The organism is Candidatus Manganitrophus noduliformans (assembly GCF_012184425.1).
GTDB classification, from domain to species: Bacteria; Nitrospirota; Nitrospiria; order SBBL01; family Manganitrophaceae; genus Manganitrophus; species Manganitrophus noduliformans.
Genome location: NZ_VTOW01000001.1, coordinates 1,804,071 through 1,823,208 on the forward strand (window position 1 = coordinate 1,804,071; position 19,138 = coordinate 1,823,208).

General features: G+C 56.1%; 12 protein-coding genes. 2 read left to right on the forward strand and 10 right to left on the reverse strand.

Features of this window, described 5'->3' with window-relative positions:
* Positions 1-26: 26 nt before the first annotated feature.
* From icd to MNODULE_RS08765, 5 genes are all read right to left on the reverse strand, one after another.
* On the reverse strand, positions 27-1,280 hold the full coding sequence (gene icd, locus MNODULE_RS08745) for an NADP-dependent isocitrate dehydrogenase (RefSeq protein ID WP_168059044.1): 1,254 nt from the start codon (positions 1,278-1,280) through the stop codon (positions 27-29).
* Positions 1,281-1,482: 202 nt separating this feature from the next.
* Complete coding sequence (locus MNODULE_RS08750; protein ID WP_168059045.1) at positions 1,483-5,184, reverse strand: DUF4091 domain-containing protein; 3,702 nt, start codon at positions 5,182-5,184, stop codon at positions 1,483-1,485.
* A 257-nt stretch (positions 5,185-5,441) separates the two neighbouring features.
* Entirely contained in the window at positions 5,442-7,148 is a 1,707-nt protein-coding gene (locus tag MNODULE_RS08755; protein ID WP_238339247.1) for a PAS domain-containing sensor histidine kinase, read from the reverse strand.
* 587 nt (positions 7,149-7,735) lie between these two features.
* On the reverse strand, positions 7,736-8,737 hold the full coding sequence (locus MNODULE_RS08760; protein ID WP_168059047.1) for a PstS family phosphate ABC transporter substrate-binding protein: 1,002 nt from the start codon (positions 8,735-8,737) through the stop codon (positions 7,736-7,738).
* 177 nt (positions 8,738-8,914) lie between these two features.
* Positions 8,915-10,123 (reverse strand): putative porin, encoded by a 1,209-nt coding sequence (locus MNODULE_RS08765; protein ID WP_168059048.1) that lies wholly within the window; start codon positions 10,121-10,123, stop codon positions 8,915-8,917.
* A gap of 695 nt (positions 10,124-10,818) precedes the next feature.
* Here MNODULE_RS08765 and MNODULE_RS08770 point away from each other — a divergent pair.
* Positions 10,819-11,364: a hypothetical protein gene (locus MNODULE_RS08770; protein WP_168059049.1), complete on the forward strand. Its 546-nt coding sequence runs from the start codon at positions 10,819-10,821 to the stop codon at positions 11,362-11,364.
* A 157-nt stretch (positions 11,365-11,521) separates the two neighbouring features.
* Here MNODULE_RS08770 and MNODULE_RS08775 read toward each other — a convergent pair whose 3' ends face one another.
* From MNODULE_RS08775 to MNODULE_RS08785, 3 genes are all read right to left on the reverse strand, one after another.
* Positions 11,522-12,319 carry an outer membrane lipoprotein-sorting protein gene (locus tag MNODULE_RS08775; RefSeq protein ID WP_168059050.1) on the reverse strand — a complete coding sequence of 266 codons (798 nt, stop codon included), beginning with the start codon at positions 12,317-12,319 and terminating at the stop codon, positions 11,522-11,524.
* 312 nt (positions 12,320-12,631) lie between these two features.
* Entirely contained in the window at positions 12,632-15,757 is a 3,126-nt protein-coding gene (locus tag MNODULE_RS08780) for a PAS domain S-box protein (protein ID WP_168059051.1), read from the reverse strand.
* A gap of 238 nt (positions 15,758-15,995) precedes the next feature.
* Positions 15,996-16,577 (reverse strand): NAD(P)H-dependent oxidoreductase, encoded by a 582-nt coding sequence (locus MNODULE_RS08785; protein WP_168059052.1) that lies wholly within the window; start codon positions 16,575-16,577, stop codon positions 15,996-15,998.
* A gap of 288 nt (positions 16,578-16,865) precedes the next feature.
* Between MNODULE_RS08785 and MNODULE_RS08790 the strand changes: the two genes are divergently transcribed.
* Complete coding sequence (locus MNODULE_RS08790; RefSeq protein ID WP_168059053.1) at positions 16,866-17,579, forward strand: Crp/Fnr family transcriptional regulator; 714 nt, start codon at positions 16,866-16,868, stop codon at positions 17,577-17,579.
* Here MNODULE_RS08790 and MNODULE_RS08795 read toward each other — a convergent pair.
* The gene (locus tag MNODULE_RS08795) at positions 17,576-18,151 is read right to left on the reverse strand and encodes a hemerythrin domain-containing protein (RefSeq protein ID WP_168059054.1); all 576 of its coding nucleotides are present in this window, start codon (positions 18,149-18,151) and stop codon (positions 17,576-17,578) included. The two genes, MNODULE_RS08790 and MNODULE_RS08795, sit on opposite strands and share 4 nt — an antisense overlap.
* A gap of 107 nt (positions 18,152-18,258) precedes the next feature.
* On the reverse strand, positions 18,259-19,107 hold the full coding sequence (locus MNODULE_RS08800) for a carboxypeptidase-like regulatory domain-containing protein (RefSeq protein WP_168059055.1): 849 nt from the start codon (positions 19,105-19,107) through the stop codon (positions 18,259-18,261).
* Positions 19,108-19,138 lie beyond the last annotated feature (31 nt).

Sequence of the window (19,138 nt, forward strand, 5' to 3'; positions counted from 1 at the left end):
CCCGAGAAAGGTCCGACGAACGGCGTTCATCGCGTCTTTATTTGCATCCGACGGATGATCGCATCGCTGAATTCAGAACAGGTCACCCCCTTCGAATCGGGCGTCAGCCGGGCCAGGTCGTGGGTGAAACACCTTGCCTCGAGCGCTTTCCCGATCCCTTTTATCATCAGGTCGGCCGCCTCGGTCCATCCGATGTGACGCAGCATCATCTCCGCCGAAAGAATGAGCGAGGAGGGGTTGGCGATGTTTTTCCCGGCGATGTCGGGGGCGGTGCCATGGGTCGCTTCAAAAATGGCCACTTCGTCGGAGAGGTTGGCCCCCGGTGAAATGCCGATGCCGCCGACCTGCGCGGCCAGCGCGTCGGAAATATAATCGCCGTTGAGATTCAGCGTCGCGATGACGTCGTATTCCTCCGGACGCAACAAAATCTGTTGGAGGAAGGCGTCCGCGATCACATCTTTGATCACGATCCCATTCGGCAATTTCAGCCACGGCCCGCCGTTGATGTCGACCCCGCCAAATTCTCGTTTGGCCACTTCATACCCCCAGCGCTTGAACCCCCCTTCGGTGAACTTCATGATGTTCCCTTTGTGGACCAGGGTGACCGATGTGCGCCGATGGTCGACGGCGTACCGGATCGCGCGGCGGACCAACCGCTCACTCCCTTCTCTGGAGACCGGCTTGATGCCGACGGCGGCCGATTCGGGAAAGCGGATTTTCGTCACCCCCATTTCACTTTTCAGGAATGCGATCAGCTTCTCGGCTTCGGGCGAACCGGCTTCCCATTCTATCCCGGCATAAATATCTTCGATGTTTTCGCGGAAGAGGACCATGTCGACTTTGTGCGGCTCTTTCAGCGGGCTCGGCACACCCGGAAACCAGCGGATGGGACGGAGACAAACGTAGAGATCGAGCCGCTGCCGCAGCGCCACATTCAGGGAGCGAATCCCTCCGGAAACCGGGGTGGTCAACGGGCCTTTGATCGACACGACATAATCGCGCATCGCCGCCACCGTTTCATCCGGCAGCCAAGCCTCCCCACCGTAGATTTGTACCGCCTTCTCGCCGGCATACACTTCCATCCACGCTATTTTCCGTTTGTCCCCGTAAGCATCGGCCACCGCCGCATCGACCACGCGCCGCATCGCCGGGGCGATGTCGATCCCGATGCCGTCCCCCTCGATGAAGGGAATGATCGGGGAGTCGGGGACATTTAGGGTGTGGTCCGAATTGACCGTTATTTTTTTGCCTTTGCTTGGGACGTTGATGCGTCTCTGCATGGTTTCATCCCCTTCAGCCGTCTTTATTCAGTCTATCATTTTAGTTTAGGGGGTCGGGGAGGGCTTATCAAGACCACCCGTCCGGCGGTGAATGAAAAGGGGGGAAGGGAGGTTTTGGGGAAAAATGGCCGGGGCGCCCCCGCTTCGGAAAGAAAGGGCGCCCCGGTTCGCTACCGTCCGCTTCTCTTAGGAGAGGCGGGTCTTAAGGATGGCCGACGCTGAAATTATCAAAGGAGGTGGCGGCGGCCGCCGAGGCGTAAGAGCGGACCCCGGCATAATTCCCGCTCGCCAATCCGGTGTCACTCAGGTCGATCGCCGCGGTGCTCTCTCCGTTGAAGAAGACCCGCAGCGAGCTCCCTTGCACAACCAGCCGAATCTGATAAAAGGTATTATAGCTCATCGGCCGGCCGGCCATCGCGAGGCGGGTGAAAACGCCGTTCACCCTTTTAAATAGAACGACGCTCCCCAGGCCCGGATCGACCAGCGCATAATAGAAGTGGTTCGGGTCGGACCAGCGGGCGGTCACGCCGCAAGAGTTTCCGGCGGCCGTCGCCATGCAGTCGGCGGAGACATCCTGGTCCGCGCCGATCGCGGGGGTCCACTGCGCCTCCTGCCCGGCCGTGTCGCTGTTCCGGAGCTGATTGCCGTTGACTTCGAAATCAAGAAGATATTCGTTCCAGCCACCCCCCAGGGCGGTGCCGTTTGCCCGGTTGAACGGGTCGCCGAGGCGTCCGCCGAGGGAAACGGCGTTGAACCGGTCGAACCCTGTCGCCCCGACCGCGGCGGCGTAGGAGCGGATTCCGGAAAAAGCGCCTACCAGCGAAGTGTCCGTTGCTGTGATGGCGGGGGCGGTCTCTCCGGCGAAAAAGGCGGTGAGGGTGTTCCCCTCCGCCACCAGCCGGAGGCGATAGAAGGTGTTAAACGCCATCGTCCGGTCGGCGGTCCCCAGCGCCGTGTAGACGCCGTCGACCTTCTTGAACAAGACGATGTTCCCCAGGCCGGGATCGAGCCGTAAATAGTAATAGTTGCCGTCGTCCACCCACCGGGCCATCACCCCGCAGGAGCTTCCGGCGGCGGCCGTTTTACAGTCGGCGGAGACCTCTTGATTCGGACCGAGCGAAGCGGTCCAGCGGGCTTCCTGACTGGCGGCGTCGAGGTTGGCGACCTCGTTGCCGTTGATCCCGAAGTCGGCCAGATACTCGTTCCAATTGCTTCCCAAGTTCGTATCGTCGGCCCGGTTAAACGTGTCCGAATTCCCCGAAGAGACCGCATGGAAACGGTCGAACCAGGTCGCCCCCACGGCCGCGGCATAGGAGCGGATTCCGGCGTAATCTCCCGTGTTCAGGGAGGGATCGTTTAACATGATCGCCGGCGTGTTCTCTCCGGCGAAGTAGACGCTGAGGGTGCTCCCCTCTACGACCAGGCGGAGCCGATAATAAGTGTCGTAGCCCATCGGCCGTAGCGCCGTTCCCAACTTCGTGTAGGCGCCGTTGACCTTCTTGAAGAGAGCGATATCCCCAAACCCGGCGTCGAGCCGCGCATAGTAGAAATTGTCGGCGTTCGACCATCGCGCCATCACCCCGCAGCTGCTCCCCGCGGCGGCCACTTTGCAATCGGCCGCGACATCCTGATCGGGTCCGAGGCTTGTGGTCCACTGCGCCTCCTGGCTTGCGGCATCCAGGTTCAACACCTGATTGCCGCTGATCCCGAAGTCGGTCAAATACTCGTTCCAATTCGGTCCCAGATCGGTCGCGTCGGCGCGATCGAACGGCTCGCCGACCGGGGTCGGCGCCGTGACAGTGAGCGCGACGGTTCCTTCCCGGGTCAGGCCGCCTGAAACAGCCCGGATGACGACGGGGTGGGCGCCGAGCGGCGTTGCGCTTTGGGTGGCCATGTTTAAGGTTGCGATCGTATCTCCATTGACCGGGGGGGTGACCGACGCGGGGCTCACTGTGCAGGTCACGCTCGGGTGGGAGGTGGAACAGGTCAACGCGATCGCCGCGTTAAAGTCAAAGAGGGAAGAGAGGGTCACCCGCGACGACGCGGCGCCCCCCTCGATCATCGTGACCGAAGCGGGGGAGTAGCTCAGCTTAAAATCGGCCGTCCCCGGCGTCGGCCCTCCCGACGCATCGTGAGAGAGGATCTGCAGCGCCATGTTTTCCCGCGCCCGGTAGAGATCGGCCGGGTTTCGGCTCCAATCATAGATCCGGTTCGCGACAGTGTCGACCTGCCTTTCCGCATAGTCGCCGTCTCCCAGCTTCGCCAGCAGGTTCATATATTCGTAATCTTCCATCCCCTCCCGGAGGAGTTTCAAGCGGATCGACTCGATCGGAATGTGGGTCGTCCCGCCGATTTTCGCCGGCGTCCCCGGATAGTAGAGGGTGCCGTCGCCGTTGCCGCCGAAGTCGTACTGGCCGACCCACGGATCTCTCCGGCCGTAGGCGTAGACCATGTCGAAGTAGAGCTCTCCTTGAAGATTGTATTTGAAGGTCTGCCACTGCATGACCCGGTTGAACATCGCCGGAAGGTCGATCATGAAGGCGGGCCAACCGGTGTGATACCCTTCCGGATCGTATTGTCCCCCGCCGATGATGCCGCAGCCGTGCGAGCCGCAGGCCTGATACCACCAGGTCTCCGGACCGTATTTGCTCCGCTGATTTCCGATCGTCTCCGCGCCGCCGGGAACCTCGCTTCCCGGCTCCCGGCCGGTCGGTTTGTTGTCTAGATACCGGATTGTCGGGGTGAAGAGGTCGATGCACGGCTCGACGCGGGGCGAACCGCATTGGGTGATGCCGAAATCGCCCGCCCCCTGGATGCTGGTGGTCACCAGGGAGCGGAGCCTTGGATCGGCTTGATGAAGCGCCCTAGCCCGGTCTTTAATCGTCTGCCACTGCGCCGGCTGATCCGGCTTCGGCTCGTCGAACGTATAGGCAAAGAGACGGTCGATCCATCCTCTCGCCGCGGCGCGCTGCGCGATGTCTCTTAAAAAGGCGACATTGGTTTCCTGCGCCCAAATCGACATCCGGTAGCTGGTCATTTTCGCCCCGGGGAGTTTTCCTCCCGGGAATCGCTCCGTGCCGTCCATGAGGGGGCCGAATCGATCGGTAAAGGCGTCCCATCCTCCCGGCACGATGTGGGGGCCCGGGAGGTAATCGTTGGTGATCCGGTGGAGGAGGTTGGCCTTCGCGTAGGTTTTAATCAGGTCGAGATAATTCAGGTAGGCGCTGCCGAGCCCGTGCCCGATCGGAATCAGATGATAATCGATCGTATAGGCCGTCCGCACGGTCGAGGTCGACGGGAGGATAAAGTTCCAGACGGTCAATTCGATCGGGACGACGACGGGGGTCTGATTGGACGCGGTGACGGTCGCCGTTCCTCTGTAAAGACCCGGAGCGGCGTCCTGAGGGACATAGATCTCGATCCAGACCGGCTGGTTCCGGCCGGAGGTCACCGAGAAGGGAAACGCATTCCGGACTTCCCGGGTGTATTCGTCTCTCTTCGGGATCAGAGCGTCGGGCCAGAATCCGAGCCTTCCTTCCGTCGTGGAGAGGGTGGTGATGTTGATGAAGGCCGTTTTGTAGATCATGACCGCGCTGCCCGGAATGAGGCTTCCGTTCGGACCGGCCAGATCGCTGACGGTCACATCGACCCCTGAGAGATTTCCCGAGTCGGCCGAGACGATGAGCTGAAACGCCTCGAATTCATTCTTGGCCGCTTTTAATACGGCGGAGGTTTGATTCGTTTTAGGCGCGGTTAATGAGATTTCCCTTCGGATTTTGACCGTGGCATGGTCGGTCCAGACGACCATTGCCTCCGCGGTCTGGATCGACCAGAGCAGCATTAAAAAAGAGCCCAATACTATCCAGCCTGCCGAAGGCAGGTCGAATCGTTTTCCTTTATCCATTATTTTCCTATCTACAGAAAGGGTTGAAAGAGGGAGGCATTGAACGAAGGCCTCTTAGCGCCGCCGGAAGGAAGACACGAGAAGGGTATCTCTTACCCGGAGAGAACTTTCCTGGGATAAGACCTGGGAAGTATACCAATCTTTCTCCGATTGGCTATAGGGAATCCGACGTAATCGAAGGGGGAAAAGGCCCTAGACGAAAAAACTTTTTTCAATTAGGGGATAACGGCGATTCGCGTCGCGGCCCCCGCGGGAAGTCAGCGGGCCGCCGGTTGCGCGGGCGGCGCCGGAATCCGGATGATGAATGTGGTCCCTCGGCCGGGAGCGCTCTCAACGGATATTCTCCCGTCGAGAGAATCAACGATCTTCTTGACAATCGCAAGTCCAAGGCCGCTTCCTTTGGCGTACTCGGCTTGAACCTCTACCCCCGTCTCGAGCTGGTGGTATTCTTCGAAGATCCGCTCCAAACGCTGGGGCTCTATTCCGATGCCCGTGTCGGAAACCGTGATCTGAACCCCTTTGTCTTCTGTGGTTTGATCGAGTTCAACCCGAATCACCCCTTGATGGGTGAACTTCACCGCATTGCTTAACAGATTGGTCAGCATGCTTCGGATGAGAGAGGGATCCGTGAGAAAACGAAGAGGGCATGAAGGGGCGACCCTTCTCTCAAGGGTCAGCCCCTTTTCTCGAAGAAAGGGCTCGAATGTGATAGAGACCCTTTCTAATAGCTCGGGAAGGTTCGTCTCCATCATCTTCGGGTCCATTTTCCCGGACTCGACCCTTGCCAGATCCAGGATGTTGTTGATGAGTCGAACCAAATCTTCCGCGCATCCGTGGATGCGGGTTAAGGTTTTTAATTGTTCAGGGGTCAATGAGCCGTATGTCCGATTGCGAAGCAGTTGTATAAATCCGACGATGCTGTTCACCGGTGTTTTCAATTCATGGGAGATGTAGGAGAAAAATCGGTTTCGCGCTTGGCTGACCTCCTCGATGCGCGCGGTTCTCTCCCTTAACGCCTCGTCAATGGCGGTTATTTCCGCCGCCGCCTGTTTCTGATGGGTAATGTCCTGTGCCATTGCGATCGCGAATTGCGGCTCTCCGCCCGTATCTCGGACGAGGGAGACGGTTTGGTTGCCCCAGATGACGCTGCCGTCTCTTCGGTAGTATCTCTTCTCCAATTCGTAGTGATCCTTTCCCCCCTGAATGAGCTCCTGAAAAAGCAGCCACTCCTTCGACACATCCTCAGGGTATGTCAGTTGGGTAAAAACCATACGGCGCAGCTCCTCCTCGCCGTATCCAAGCATCTGTTGGAGTGCTTGATTGCTCTCGATCAGACGTCCCTCCCGATTGACGCGCGCAATGCCGACGGGCGCTCGCTCGAAAATGGTCCGGTATCTTCTTCCAATCTCCCGAAGCGTCTCCTCCGTCTGCTTGCGCTCGCCGATCTCGCTGACGATGCTTCGGCAACTCCTTGTGCCATCGGATTCGACCGCGACAAGGCTATCCATTTGAGCATAGAAGAAAGAGCGATCTTCTTTGATGAGCCTGACCTCACAGCGCTCATGACGCTCCGTTTTGAAAAGCCTTGTTCTGTAATCTTGAAAGAGGGGCTGATCTTCGTCAGCCACGTAGAGAGAAAAGGGGGTTTTAAGAAGGTATCCTTTCTCCATCCCCAGGAGATCCGCGCCGGTGCGGTTCACCTCGATAATGAAACCGCCTTGATCGAGAGTGAAGTAGCCGACAGGCGCGGAGTCGTAGAGGTCGGCATGCCGATTGCGTGACGCTTCTAGTTGGGCCTGAAAGGTGCGGCGGATCTCATCGATTTGAAGCGCGTGCCCGACTTCACGGATCTCCATCTGGTGAATCAGGCGCTGCAGTTCCTCAAGATGGCGCGACAGAAGAGAGGGACTCCTTTCCCTCACCTCCTCCTCGGCCTGTTTTCGAATGCGACTCTCCTCTTCCATTTCCATTTTTCCAAGAAGCTCCCATAAAGCTGGTAAAATCACCTGAACGGCAAAGATAAATCGAGAAGATCAAAAGGGCCATGGCACGAATGATGGCCGGTCGAAGTGAAGACGGGAAAATCAGAAGATCTCCCTTAAAGAGAAAGCGGTCCTGCAATCGCAGAGAGTGCAGAAGGTCGGAAGGATACGCCCTATCCAAGCCATCGGCGGATCCTTTACGTCATCAATGATGATGAGAGAGGGTAAATTTTAAAGGGGAGATTGCGGAGAGCATCAGATCGATACCCTCCTGTAGGAGTGTCACAATCTCACGATAATGATTGGTGCACATGTAGCATTTTTCCTAGACCATTGCAAGTATTTTTTAGGGTTGTGAGTGCCGACCGAGGCTTGCCGTTGTTTTATTCTTTACATCGCATCAGTTGACGGGCCGACGGTGGGGGGGAGCCCATGACAGGCTTGCTTCTGATATGAATGCTTCCATTGAGCGATTCGAGCCGCTTTCTCGCAATGAGCAGGCGCAAAAAAACCGGAGGGGGGCACTTGGCAGTGCCCCCCTCCTATCCATACTATTCTGAGTTGTCCGATTATTTCCCTTCCTTTTGAAGCAGCTCTTCAATGCTGACGCCGACCTGAGATCCGGCGCCGAAAACCGATCCGGCCATCCGATGCTGGTATCGCTTGAGTCCCAAAGTGTAGGCCTTGTCCGGAAGGGCGATGTATCCGACCTCCTTAGAGAGCGTTGCCCCGTTCTTCATGTAGAAATCGATGAACGCTTGGACCTCCGGTTTCTCCGCCGATTTCCGGCTGACGTAGATGAAAATCGGCCGCGCCAGCGGCTGGTAGGTCCCCTCCAGGATGTTGTCGTACTTGGGGAGGATCGGCCCTTTGCCGTTGGCGTCGTTTTCGTCGTCGACCGGGATCAGCTTGAGCCGCTCTTTGTTATGCTCATAATAGGCGACGCCGAAGAAGCCGACCCCCAGCGTGTCGGAGGCGATCCCCTGGACGAGAACGTTGTCGTCCTCGCTCGCCGTAAAATCGCCCCGGCTGGCGCCTTCCTTTCCGACGATCGCCTCGGTGAAATAATCATACGTTCCGGAATCGGCGCCGGGGCCGAAGAGATGGATCTCCTTATCGGGCCAGGTCGGCCGGATCTGGTTCCACTTTTTGATTTTGCCCTGAGCGGCCGGCTCCCACATCTTCTTCAGCTCTTTGACCGTGAAGTGATCGACCCAGGTGTTCTTCGGGTTGACCATCACGGCGAGGCCGTCGTACGCGACCGGAAGCTCGATATATTCGATTTTGTTCTTACGGCACAACTCCACCTCGGAGGCCTTGATCGGCCGGGAGGCGTCGGAGATATCGGTCTCGCCGATGCAGAATTTCTTGAAGCCCCCGCCGCTTCCCGAAATGCCGACGGTGACCCGCACATTGCGATTTTTCTTCTGAAATTCCTCGGCGACCGCCTCGGTGATCGGGAAGACGGTGCTTGAGCCGTCGACCTTGATCAGGGTCGTTTCCGCCCAGGATGTCTGGACGGAAGCCAGCCCGACCCCCAAAAGTGCTGTGAGAATCCATTTCTTTTTCATCTCATTTCTCCTAATATTAGTGTTGATAAGGATGTTTATACGTGAATCGCATTTCCCCGGTTTTAGCAGGATGTTAAGTTTTTGTTACACACCTTCCTTTAAGGTGCGGGCGCCCCCTCCCATCGTTCGAACGCGGCAGGAGGAGGCGCCCTTTTCGTGAACGGTTTTCCCAACCGTTTAAAATTTCATTGCCATATCGACCTGGAGCCGGTTGACGTCGTCTTCTCCCGGCGGAAGCGTTTCGTCTTCAACCTCGGTCACAAAGTACTTGACCTTGAACTGGAGCGGCTTGATCGGGTTGTAGGCAACCCAGACGATGTGCCCCTTCCGGTTGGTTCCTCCGCCGGCGCCGAAATCCGAATCGGCAAGATCGGCGACGGTGGCGTCTGTCTCCACGAGCTTGTAGAAGTAGGCCACCTCCCAGCTCCGGGGATTGGAGGCTTTGCCGAGCTTCAAACCGGCTTGATAACCCATGTCTTTGTCAGTCGTCGTATCGGCGAGATTCTTCACGTAATCTCCCTGCAGGGCGACGGGAAGGCTCCCCACCTTGGTGGCGAACTCGAAGGTAATATCCAGGACGCGGTAGTTGTTGACCAGGGTCACATCCCCCCCGGCCAGGTCCACCCGTGTATTTCCGCTTTGGACGGCCGGCTGGCCGAAGGTCCCCCGCGTGGCGTTCTTGAAATTATAATAGGCGCCGGCCAAGGTGACCTTCGTCTCCTTGCTGAGTCCGATCTGAGCGCCGACCTGCTCGCCGAAGAGCCACTGGTCGTTGTTGTCGCTGGAATCTTCATCCAAGATGAACTGCCCGGCGTTGATGAAAAGAACGATCATCTCCGTCACCTCGAAGGTGAGATTCTGGGCGAAACCTTCCGGGGTCACGTCGTCATCCCAAACAACATCCGAGGTATAGGCCCGAAAGAATGGATTCGACATCTTCCCGCCGGTCAGCTTCAGCCATGACGCCGCTTTCCATTGCAAATAGGCCTGCTGGATCCAGATTTCTTTCTGGCTGAACAAACTGTCGAAGCTCTGATTGCTTGAAACTTGCTCTCCCGTTCCGGAGGCGAGCTGGATGCCGACGAGAAATTTGTTGATCTTGATCTTGCTTCCCATCCGCAATCGAAATCGCTGGCGATGGCGGTCGCGATTCGGATCCTCTCTCTCGAACGATTCGTGCCGCAGGCGAAGATCGCCTCCAAAGGAGATCTCATCGACCCACTTCGAAAACGGGGTCGCCTGGATTGCGGCGGCCTCTTCTTTTGAAATGGTTCCTTTATCAACCAATAGCTCTTCCAACGTTTTACGCTCGTCCGCGAAGCTCTCCATACTCGACAGCCCCACGAGTCCGATCGCCACCAGCAAGATTGCCATGAATCGGGACATCTTCTCTTTCTCCTTTCGCTCGTCTTTTGAGATTTATTTAGGTTTAGGAGGGATTCTCTTTTTGCCCTTTTCGAGATCCCGCCGATTGAGGGAATGCATTATCCGATCGCCCGGGAGATCTCACGGAGGATCGCTTTCCTTAAACTGATTTTTTTCTTCTTATTATTTTGTGCCACGGTGACGCGCTTTCCTTTCTTGAGTCGTCTTAAATGGACTTTGGTGTTTGCCTGAGACATTTTTTAAAGACGATCGCATCGTATCGGTCCGGAATCACGGTGTCGTTGCAGAGATGTTAAATCGCTGTTAAATCACGTGGGAGAATGGATTTCAGAAATACCCGCCGCGTCAAAGGTTGCTGCGTTTTGACACGACGTTTCATCTGTAAGAGCGCCGAAGTTCCTTTTCCGGGTTTTGGAGGAACGGGGGGAGACAACAATCTTGAATCAACCGGCGGCGAAGTATGCCGGCCAATGAGTCGACGAGCGGGTGGAGGTGGTGTGGCTGACCCGGCAGGCGATTCCCGCGAAGCTGGTGCGCAGTGGAATCAGGGAGAAGCGTCTTCCGGAGACCCCTTCCCAACGCTTCGGTGAGGGTCTGCATCCGGGCCGTCACCTTCTTTTAGCATCCTTTTCAAAGGAAGTTTCTTTTGTTAGAATAGCGCCGACCGATTACCGAACCTCAAACCAAAAGGAACGATGATGAAGAAAGCGACCCTCCTTTTCAGGCTCGCCGGGGGAATTTTGCTCTTCTCCCTTTTTGCCGCTCCGGCCCCCGCGGAGCCGGGCCGCTCGTCCGAGTCGCCCGCCGCACCCGCCGCCAAAGAGGCGGCCGGTCGCCGCGATATTCTGGTTGAAATCTTTCTCGCGCCGGAGCGAAAGAATGAGGCCGCCGCCGTTAAGAAGGAATTCGAAGCCCTCTCGATTACCAAGGTGCGCCCGCAGGTTTTCCGGAAGGGACATCCCCCTCGAAATATCGGCTTCGGAAAAGAGATCCCCGCCGACGTGGCGAGGCAGGCGATTCAGTTGGCGCTGAAGTATAATGACGGAATCGAATTTCTCCTTCCCGAGAAGCGCCTGGCCGCTCATTATATCGGCATCGGCGTTTCGATCTTTGATGAAGCCTTTCAATTCCCGGTCAGCCCGGAAGAGCTAAAGCGGATTTCAGATCCGTCGCTGACCGACGATCAGTTTCATCAACTCTACCGAGAAATGACCGACAAACCCCCCAGAATCAATCACTGATCTAAAAAATAGGGGGGGCTTTTGAGCCCCCCCTTATTTCATTACTTTCCTTCGAAAGGTTTCCGATCGGTTACCGTTCGCCGTTCCATTTTTTAGACGATTGTTGATGGGAGACAGGCCGGACCGCTGTGTTGATGTATGACTGCGACACCATACCTTAGCGGAGCGCCCGCTCGGAGAATTGATCGTCTCTTAAGCCGACATTGACCTTCACCTCGCTGAGCTCCACGACGGTTTTGCGGGAAGACGCTGCATCCACTATTTGGGAAACCTTCCAAACAAAGCTCTCGCCGATCCGCTGCCAATCGATCCATTGGGTCTTCAACAGGGCTCCCTCGTCGGAGAAATAATCGATCTTTCGAATCGTCCCTTCGTTTTTAGAGATATAGAGGATTTTTTTGCCGTAAGCGGGATGCTCTTTCAGCCGGCTCTCGATGACATAGCACACCTCCCCCCGCACTTCCTCCTCGTTCATCAACTGATGTTCGTCTTTTTCAATGGGGCGCTGGTGCATATCTTCGAAGAGCAGGTCCGAGTCGTCTTCTTTATCGTGCTGATGTCCCCCCGCCTGGATTCGCCGCACCTGGCGAAGCTCCGGAAGATAGAGCCAGATGTCTGCCTGCTTCTCTTCGGGCCGCTCCCAGAGGAGGAACTTCTCCCCTTTGTTATTGGCCGGCGACTCCGTCACCAGGAGCGATTTGCTGTTTAAATTATCTTTTCCGAAATAGTTCTTCCAGTAAAGCCGAAAGACGGTCTTCTTTTCTTTTCCATCGGGAGGGACGACGCGGAAAGTGACCTTGGAGGTCTGATCTTTCAGATGATACATCCGCTCCATGGACGCTTTGAGGATCGCTTCGGCCGAGGGAGCCGGCGGAGGGGAAGTCTCCTCGGCTGCGACGGAGGAAAAAGAAAAAATAAATACGAATAAAAGTATTCCACGGACTGTTTGGGTCATATGTTTTCTCCAAGCTGACAAGGTGATTAGATTAGTTTACCATCCGGATTTCCAGTTGCAAGCGATATATGCAACGGTTCAATGAATGAGGAGAGTCACAAAGAAAAACCGACTGTAAAGGAAGAACGCGATCGAAGCGGTACGGTTGAATTCGGATGATCGGGTCGCAAACAGAACCTGGAAGCGCCGGCAGAGCGGCATCAGTAAATTACTGAAAAGACAACCTCAATGATCGAATGTGAAGAAGAAAAAGGTGACGATCAACAGATCAATGCCGGCCAGCTTCGATATGGCTGAAGAAAGCGGAATTGTTTATAGTACCGGCTCTCCAGAGCGGCGGATGAGCTTTACCATCACCGTTATCAGCTCAGTCGGCTCCACCGGTTTGGCGATATGGATCCGAAAGCCTGCCGAGAGTGCGCGTCTTCTGTCCTCCGGCCCGGCATAAGCCGTTAGTGCAATCGCGGGAATCTGCTCGAAGCCGTGCGATTTCTCCCAAGATCTGAAACGATCGATGAAGACATACCCATCCATTCCCGGCATCCCGATATCGGCGATCAGAAGATCCGGTCTCTGTTGCATAACGCTCTCCAGCGCCTCTTCCGCCGATCCGGCCGAAGCGACCCTTGCGCCATATCGTTCAATGACCGCAGTCAATAAGTCACGCGCGTCCGATTCATCGTCGACGAGAAGGACCTGGAGACCTTCCAATACCCTCGGATAACGGCGGGACCCTTCCATTTGATCTAAAGAATGTGGCGGCTGTAACGCGGCGGGTCTGATCCGAACGGCGCGGATCGGAAGCTTTACTTTGAAGGTTGCTCCTTGCCCGTTGCCGCGGCTTTCTGCAGAGACCGTTCCCCCATGCAACTCCACCAAATGCCGGACAATCGCAAGACCCAGGCCGAGTCCTCCCTGGCTTCGTATGCTGCTCCCCTCGGCCTGGCGGAAGCGATCGAAAACATAAGGAAGAAAATCGGAGGAGATCCCAATCCCCGTGTCTTTTACGGAAACCTCAACATAGGGATCGACCCGTTCCAGGCGGACCTCCACCTGCCCTGCATCCGGCGTGAATTTAATCGCGTTTGAAAGGAGGTTCCAGATCACCTGCTGTAGCCGGTCCGGATCGGCCAGAACGGGACCGATCGAGGAGTCAAGCACGGTGTGGACCTGAATTCCCTTTGCCGAGGCGGCCGGCCGGAGCGTATCGATCACCGCCGCGATCACGGGAGGGATGTCCACAGGAGAAACTTGAAGATTAAACTTCCCGGCGATAATGCGGGAGACATCAAGCAAATCATCGATTAACTTCGCCTGCAGGAGCGCATTTCGTTCAATCGTCTCAAGCGCAGTTTCATACATTTGATCATCCGCATCCCCCATCCTCAGAAGCCGCGCCCACCCGTAAATCGCATTCAGCGGCGTGCGCAACTCGTGGGAGACGGTCGCCAAGAATTCATCTCTGAGTCGATTCGCCTCCTGAGCCTCCGATCGCGCCTTCTGTTCCCGGGCGAGCGATTCCTCCCGCTCCCTCTCGGCTTCCCTACGCTGGGTAATATCCCGCGCAATCTTAGAAACCCCGATGATCCTGCCGTAATGATCCTTCACCGGAGAAACGGTAAGAGAGATCGACAGCGTCTTGCCGTCTTTTCTAATCCGTATCGTCTCGTAGTGTTCAATGCGTTCTCCCCGGTTGATCCGCCTGAGGATTTCTGCCTCTTCACTGATCCGGTCTGCCGGAATCAGGAGGGTGATGGGGCGTCCAATCGCTTCCTCGGCCGAGTACCCGAAGATTCGCTCGGCTCCCTTGTTCCAACTCTGAATCACTCCTTTCAGTGACTTGCTGATGATCGCATCCTCCGAAGATTCGACAATGGAGGAGAGATGCAGACTGGCCTCCTCCGCGCTCTTCCGGTCGGTAATATCGGTGCAGACACCGATCATTCGATCCGGCTTCCCGGATGGGTCCAAAAACAGTCGCCCCCTTGCCTCCAGCCATTTGATCTCTTCGTTTGGTCGGATGATCCGATACTCGACATGGTAGGCGCTCTTTTCTTCAAGGGTCTGTGCGATCGTATCCAGTACCCGGCCGAGATCGTCCGGGTGGATCTCGCGTTTGAAATCCTCAAAGGTCCCGCCGAAAGTTCCCGGCTCAAGCCCGTGGATCGCTTCCAACCCCGTGGACCACGCGGCTTTTCCGGACCGGATGTTCCATTCCCACGTCCCCATCCGGCCTGCTTCCAAGGCGATGTTCAAGTGCACCTGTTTTTGACGTAAGGCCTCCTCCGTCTGTTTACTCTGGATGGAAAAGGCGATATGGCCGGAAATGGTTTGTATCAGATTCACTTCGTCTTCAAGGAACGGATGCGGCCGATTATAATAAACCATGAATTTTCCAAGAAGGCGGCCCTGATAAACCAATGGGAAAAAACCGAGCGCATGGATTCCTTCCTGGCGCACCACCTCCTTTAGAGAGGATTCCATTGGCGCAGCGTCGATATCATTCATGCAGATCGGTTGTGGATTGGATGTGTCGGTCGGCCAGGGCGAATGTCCCTCGACCGCCCTGCGGTATTCTTCCGAAAGCCCGCGCCAGTTTTTAAATCGCATGACTTGATTGTCATCCATCAATAGAATGGCAGAACGGTCGGCCTTCGCCGCCCGGAGAATGATATCAAGCGAAGTCTTGTAAATTTCTTCGAGGTCCTCGGCGCGGTTAACCTGATCATTGAGTTGAAAGATGTGTTGCAGTTTACTGGTCTGCTCCGAACGCTGATCTCTTTCCTGTCGGCGCATTATTTCGAACTGAGAGATCATCCAGTCAAGTTTGCCTCTCTTTGTTTTGCCGTCAAGAATCGGAGGGGTTTCATAAAAATGGTTGGGATAAACATCGTTTCCGATGATGGCGAGAGGATGCGTGCTCAACGAACTCTCCACGACATCCGGGGTGAGCCGGCTGCGGCTGTATTGGCAGATAATTCGCGCCGGGAAGCCGGGAGTGAAGATTTGATTGATCGTCGCCTCCCAATCTCTTATCCGTTCCCCGCTGATATCGGGTCCCAACGCCGAGGTCATCTCCACGGCAAACCGGATGCCTGTAAATCCGGCTGAAAGAGCCGCATCGATGAAATGGCGCACTTGCAGTGTTTTCTTGTCGGAATCAAATTCTTCCGGCGGACGCCATTCCGCTCTCGTCCAGAGCAGGAGGGCGCCTCTTTTCAATTCCTTGGAAACTTCGATCCCACTCTCTTCAAGGGCGCGGGTCACCTGGTCGACGGTCTGATCATCCGCGATGTAGGCGCATTGTTCTCCCTGCTCTAAACCTTGTTTGATAAACAGGATCAGCGCCGGCATCTGTTCGGACGGATCCTTGTCATAAATAAGACAAAGATGATCTCCCGGCTGTAGATTCCCGATCTGTTCGGTCAACTCGTTCATGAGGTCTCCCTCCAGCGTAAAAAAACTTCTTTAATTATAGGAGAGATTCTTTTTTAGATGCAAGTCATCCTTTAAGGTTGAGGGTCCCAAATGTCTTCCACCGCCGCTTTGAAGCGGAACGATTATTTTCTTCAAAAGTATTAAAAGTGGGTCGTGCCGGACGGGAAGAAAAGAAGTGGCGGGTCTTCGTGGAAAAGAAAAGAGAAAGAGGAGCGTCGTTTGTAGAATCCGGAGAGTTTTACTTTCCCTTCAAACCGAGGCGGCGCATTTTGGCGAGCCACTTCTCTCGGCCTGCTTGGCTCCCTTCAACCATCCCGATCAGGCTTTCTTTAATCGGTTTGATCCCCGATAATCCAAGAATGCTTCGCTTCAGTCCTTTCACACCGTGTGCGCGGAAATACAAACGATAGAAAAAGGCCGGCATCCCCATCGTCACCACGATGCGGGCCGACTTTCCGGTGAGAAGCTTTCCCATCTTGGCCCCATTTGGCTGGCCGATGGCGAAGCCATACCGAAAGACCTGTTCGAGGAATGCTTTGAAAAGAGCAGGCATCGTCCCGTGCCACAAGGGGAAAAAGATTACCAGGTGATCGGCCCAGGTAATCGCATTCTGGGCCTCCCGGATCGACTCAGGGGGTGTTCCACGCTCAAAATCTTCTTTGGTGCGCAGTATCGGAAAATCGAGCTTCGCCACGTCGATGAGCCGGACTTCATGTTCTCCCTCTCTCGCCCCCTCGGCGTAAGACGCCGCGAGTGCGTTGCCGAAACGTTTTCCGTCCGGGTCGGGATGACCCTGGATAATGAGAATCCGTTTTGCCATTTCCGCTCCTCTTTTTATGGACCGGCCCGTTCGATGAATCTTTTTACTTCGGCCCAGACTTCCTGATTGTGACGCGCGACCCTCAGTGACCCCGTCGACTCTTTCATCGCATTCCTGAAGCACAATTTCATTCTGAAGCGGTTCGCACCTTGAGCACAACCCCCCAAACGGAGGATTCCGCTCAAATTACCCCTTTTGGGGGGTTGCGGCGGACGGGCTTCCTTTGGCAGAGTGGAGTCGAAGCAAAGATCCCGAAGGGAGTCTTCGCCAAAACAGACGAGGGTCATCATGGATTCGTACAGTAAGATGCCGCAGACCGATTGCAACCATTGCGCGGTTCGGGTCCTTTCCTCTTTTTGCGGGGAGCTGAAGTCGCATGAGATTGATCTTTTCATGAAGATGAAGCGAGCGCATCTTTATGAGAAAAACGACACGCTCTTCTATGAGGGAACCGCTTCCACCGGGATTTATATCCTCTGTTCCGGAAGCGTTAAACTAAGCCAATCTTCCAAAAGCGGGAAGCAGCAAATTCTCAGCGTCGTTTCTCCGGGAGAGTTGATCGAGAAGAGCCTTCTTTTCCATTCCGGGAGGCATTCGACGACGGCGCGGACACTGGAGCGGTCGGAGGTCAGCTTCTTTTACCGGGACGCGTTTATGGAGGTGTTGAAATCGAACAACCACCTCGCCATGAACCTGATCAAAACCCTCAGCCGGGAGGTCGAAAACGTCCAGGAGCGGACCCGGCAGATCCTCTTCAAGAGCGCCAAGGAGCGGCTGGCGGAGACACTTCTTACGTTGGGACAAAAACATGGGGCGAGGCGCGACCGGGATATCGCGATTGATCTTGAGTTAAAACGGGAAGAGCTGGCCGAGATGATCGGTGTAGAGCCCGAGACGGTGGTTCGCCTTTTAGCGCTTTTGAAGAAAGAAAAACTGATCCGGATGGACGGAAGAAAGATTCACATCACCGATGAGGAAAAGCTGATCCAGCTCTCCGATTAACATTCCTCCCCCCGCAACGCATCGGTGATGGAGTGCATCCGGGCCGTCACCTTCTTTTTTTCCTCATCCGTCAAAGAGGATTCGGAGAGCTTAAAAAGAACCTGATTTTCTTTGTTGATGTGAAGCCGGATCAGGTGGACGATCCGAAGCCCCGGATCGAGGACCGCTTTGCGGATCCCCTCGTCGATCGGCGCGATGCTCCGGCAAAAAGAGGGGAGCGCTTTTTTCCAGGTAAAGAAAGCCGCCCGGATCTTCTCATGCTCGCGCACCATCACCTCGATCGGGCCGTACTCTTTGCCGATGTATTCGGCGAGCACGGGAAAGAGCGCCTCTTCTTCCTTCCGAAAATGCGGACCGATCTCCTTCTCCAGGGCGACGGCCAGGTCCCGCAAGAGGGCCTTATTAACCGCTACCCCCTCGGGGAGGGTCTCTTCGGCCGGCTTGCGAAGGTAGCTGAGGGAGCGCTCGATCAGCTCCAGTTTCAGCAGCGTCGCCCGGTGCTCCTCTTTTAAAAGGTGTGTCGGGCCGTCGCTCTCTTCGATCCTATGACTCTTCGGTTTGCTCTCTTCCATCCATTCTCTCCTAGCATCGGACCAGACACATTGAAACATCTTGAGAGTGCCCCCGTCATATTCGAATCAACTTCGGTCGAAAGGCCGACGCGAAGGTATGAAAGTGCTTAGTCCCGCTGAAGCTCCACGCTCGGCGGCGTCAGGTGGCGCGGCTGAAGCGCCGTGTCCAACCGGAACTGGGTCTGAAGATCGTGGAGCGGGATGTCGATCTCCGCGGCGTCGAATGTGAAGTCGAGTTCCGCGTTTCCATTCGGCGCGATCCTAACCGACCCCGCGCGCACCTTCGCGTGCGGATGCCAGGCGATCACGTCGTATTCTCCCGGCGGCAGGTCGGGGATCGTGAAGCGTCCATCGGCGCCGGTCACGGCGAAATAGGGGTTGCCGACCGCGATCCCCCATGTCTGCATGAAATCGTGCACCCCGCACTGGGTGCGGAAGAGATAGTGTCCCTTTCGAAGGCGGATTTCCTTGGCGGCGATCGCCTTGGGGGTGAGCGGCTTGTTGAACATCGCGAAGGTGTACTCCTCCTTCAGCGTGTAGCCCTGAACGTCGTGCGTGATCGAATCTTTGTTGATGAGGGTGACCGGATGGTGGTTCCGGACCGGTGTGACGAAGGGGCCGATCCGGCAGTTCTCGATCGTCAGCTCGGGGGTATAATCGAACGGTTTCCCCCGTTCGACGCCGATCACGGCGACCACTACATTTTCCAGGCCGCCGTCGGGCGCGGTGCGAAACTCTTTGAGCAGCCGGTTCCCTTTTCCGTCGGAGATCCTTCCGCAGAAATCGATGTTCGGGGAGAAGATCAGATGATAGATCCGCGCCGGGGGCGGGGTTCCTTTCAGGAGAACTTTTCCGGTGAGGGTTCCTCCCTCGGTCACCGGGCTTTCCTCATACCCCCACCCTTCTTTTCCCTCGAAAAGGACGAGAAGAGTGAACAGCGCGACAACGATCTCCAAGAATCTACTTCTTTCTATTCGCGTCGGTTCG

Bases quoted from the DNA above. Each gene is read 5' to 3' on its own strand.
- MNODULE_RS08760 (WP_168059047.1), bottom strand. From the start codon at position 8,737: ATGAAAAAGAAATGGATTCTCACAGCACTTTTGGGGGTCGGGCTGGCT.
- MNODULE_RS08795 (WP_168059054.1), bottom strand. From the start codon at position 18,151: ATGGAAGAGAGCAAACCGAAGAGTCATAGGATCGAAGAGAGCGACGGC.
- MNODULE_RS08780 (WP_168059051.1), bottom strand. From the start codon at position 15,757: ATGAACGAGTTGACCGAACAGATCGGGAATCTACAGCCGGGAGATCAT.
- MNODULE_RS08785 (WP_168059052.1), bottom strand. From the start codon at position 16,577: ATGGCAAAACGGATTCTCATTATCCAGGGTCATCCCGACCCGGACGGA.
- MNODULE_RS08755 (WP_238339247.1), bottom strand. From the start codon at position 7,148: ATGGAAGAGGAGAGTCGCATTCGAAAACAGGCCGAGGAGGAGGTGAGG.
- MNODULE_RS08750 (WP_168059045.1), bottom strand. From the start codon at position 5,184: ATGGATAAAGGAAAACGATTCGACCTGCCTTCGGCAGGCTGGATAGTA.
- MNODULE_RS08770 (WP_168059049.1), top strand. From the start codon at position 10,819: ATGATGAAGAAAGCGACCCTCCTTTTCAGGCTCGCCGGGGGAATTTTG.
- MNODULE_RS08765 (WP_168059048.1), bottom strand. From the start codon at position 10,123: ATGTCCCGATTCATGGCAATCTTGCTGGTGGCGATCGGACTCGTGGGG.
- MNODULE_RS08775 (WP_168059050.1), bottom strand. From the start codon at position 12,319: ATGACCCAAACAGTCCGTGGAATACTTTTATTCGTATTTATTTTTTCT.
- MNODULE_RS08790 (WP_168059053.1), top strand. From the start codon at position 16,866: ATGGATTCGTACAGTAAGATGCCGCAGACCGATTGCAACCATTGCGCG.
- icd (WP_168059044.1), bottom strand. From the start codon at position 1,280: ATGCAGAGACGCATCAACGTCCCAAGCAAAGGCAAAAAAATAACGGTC.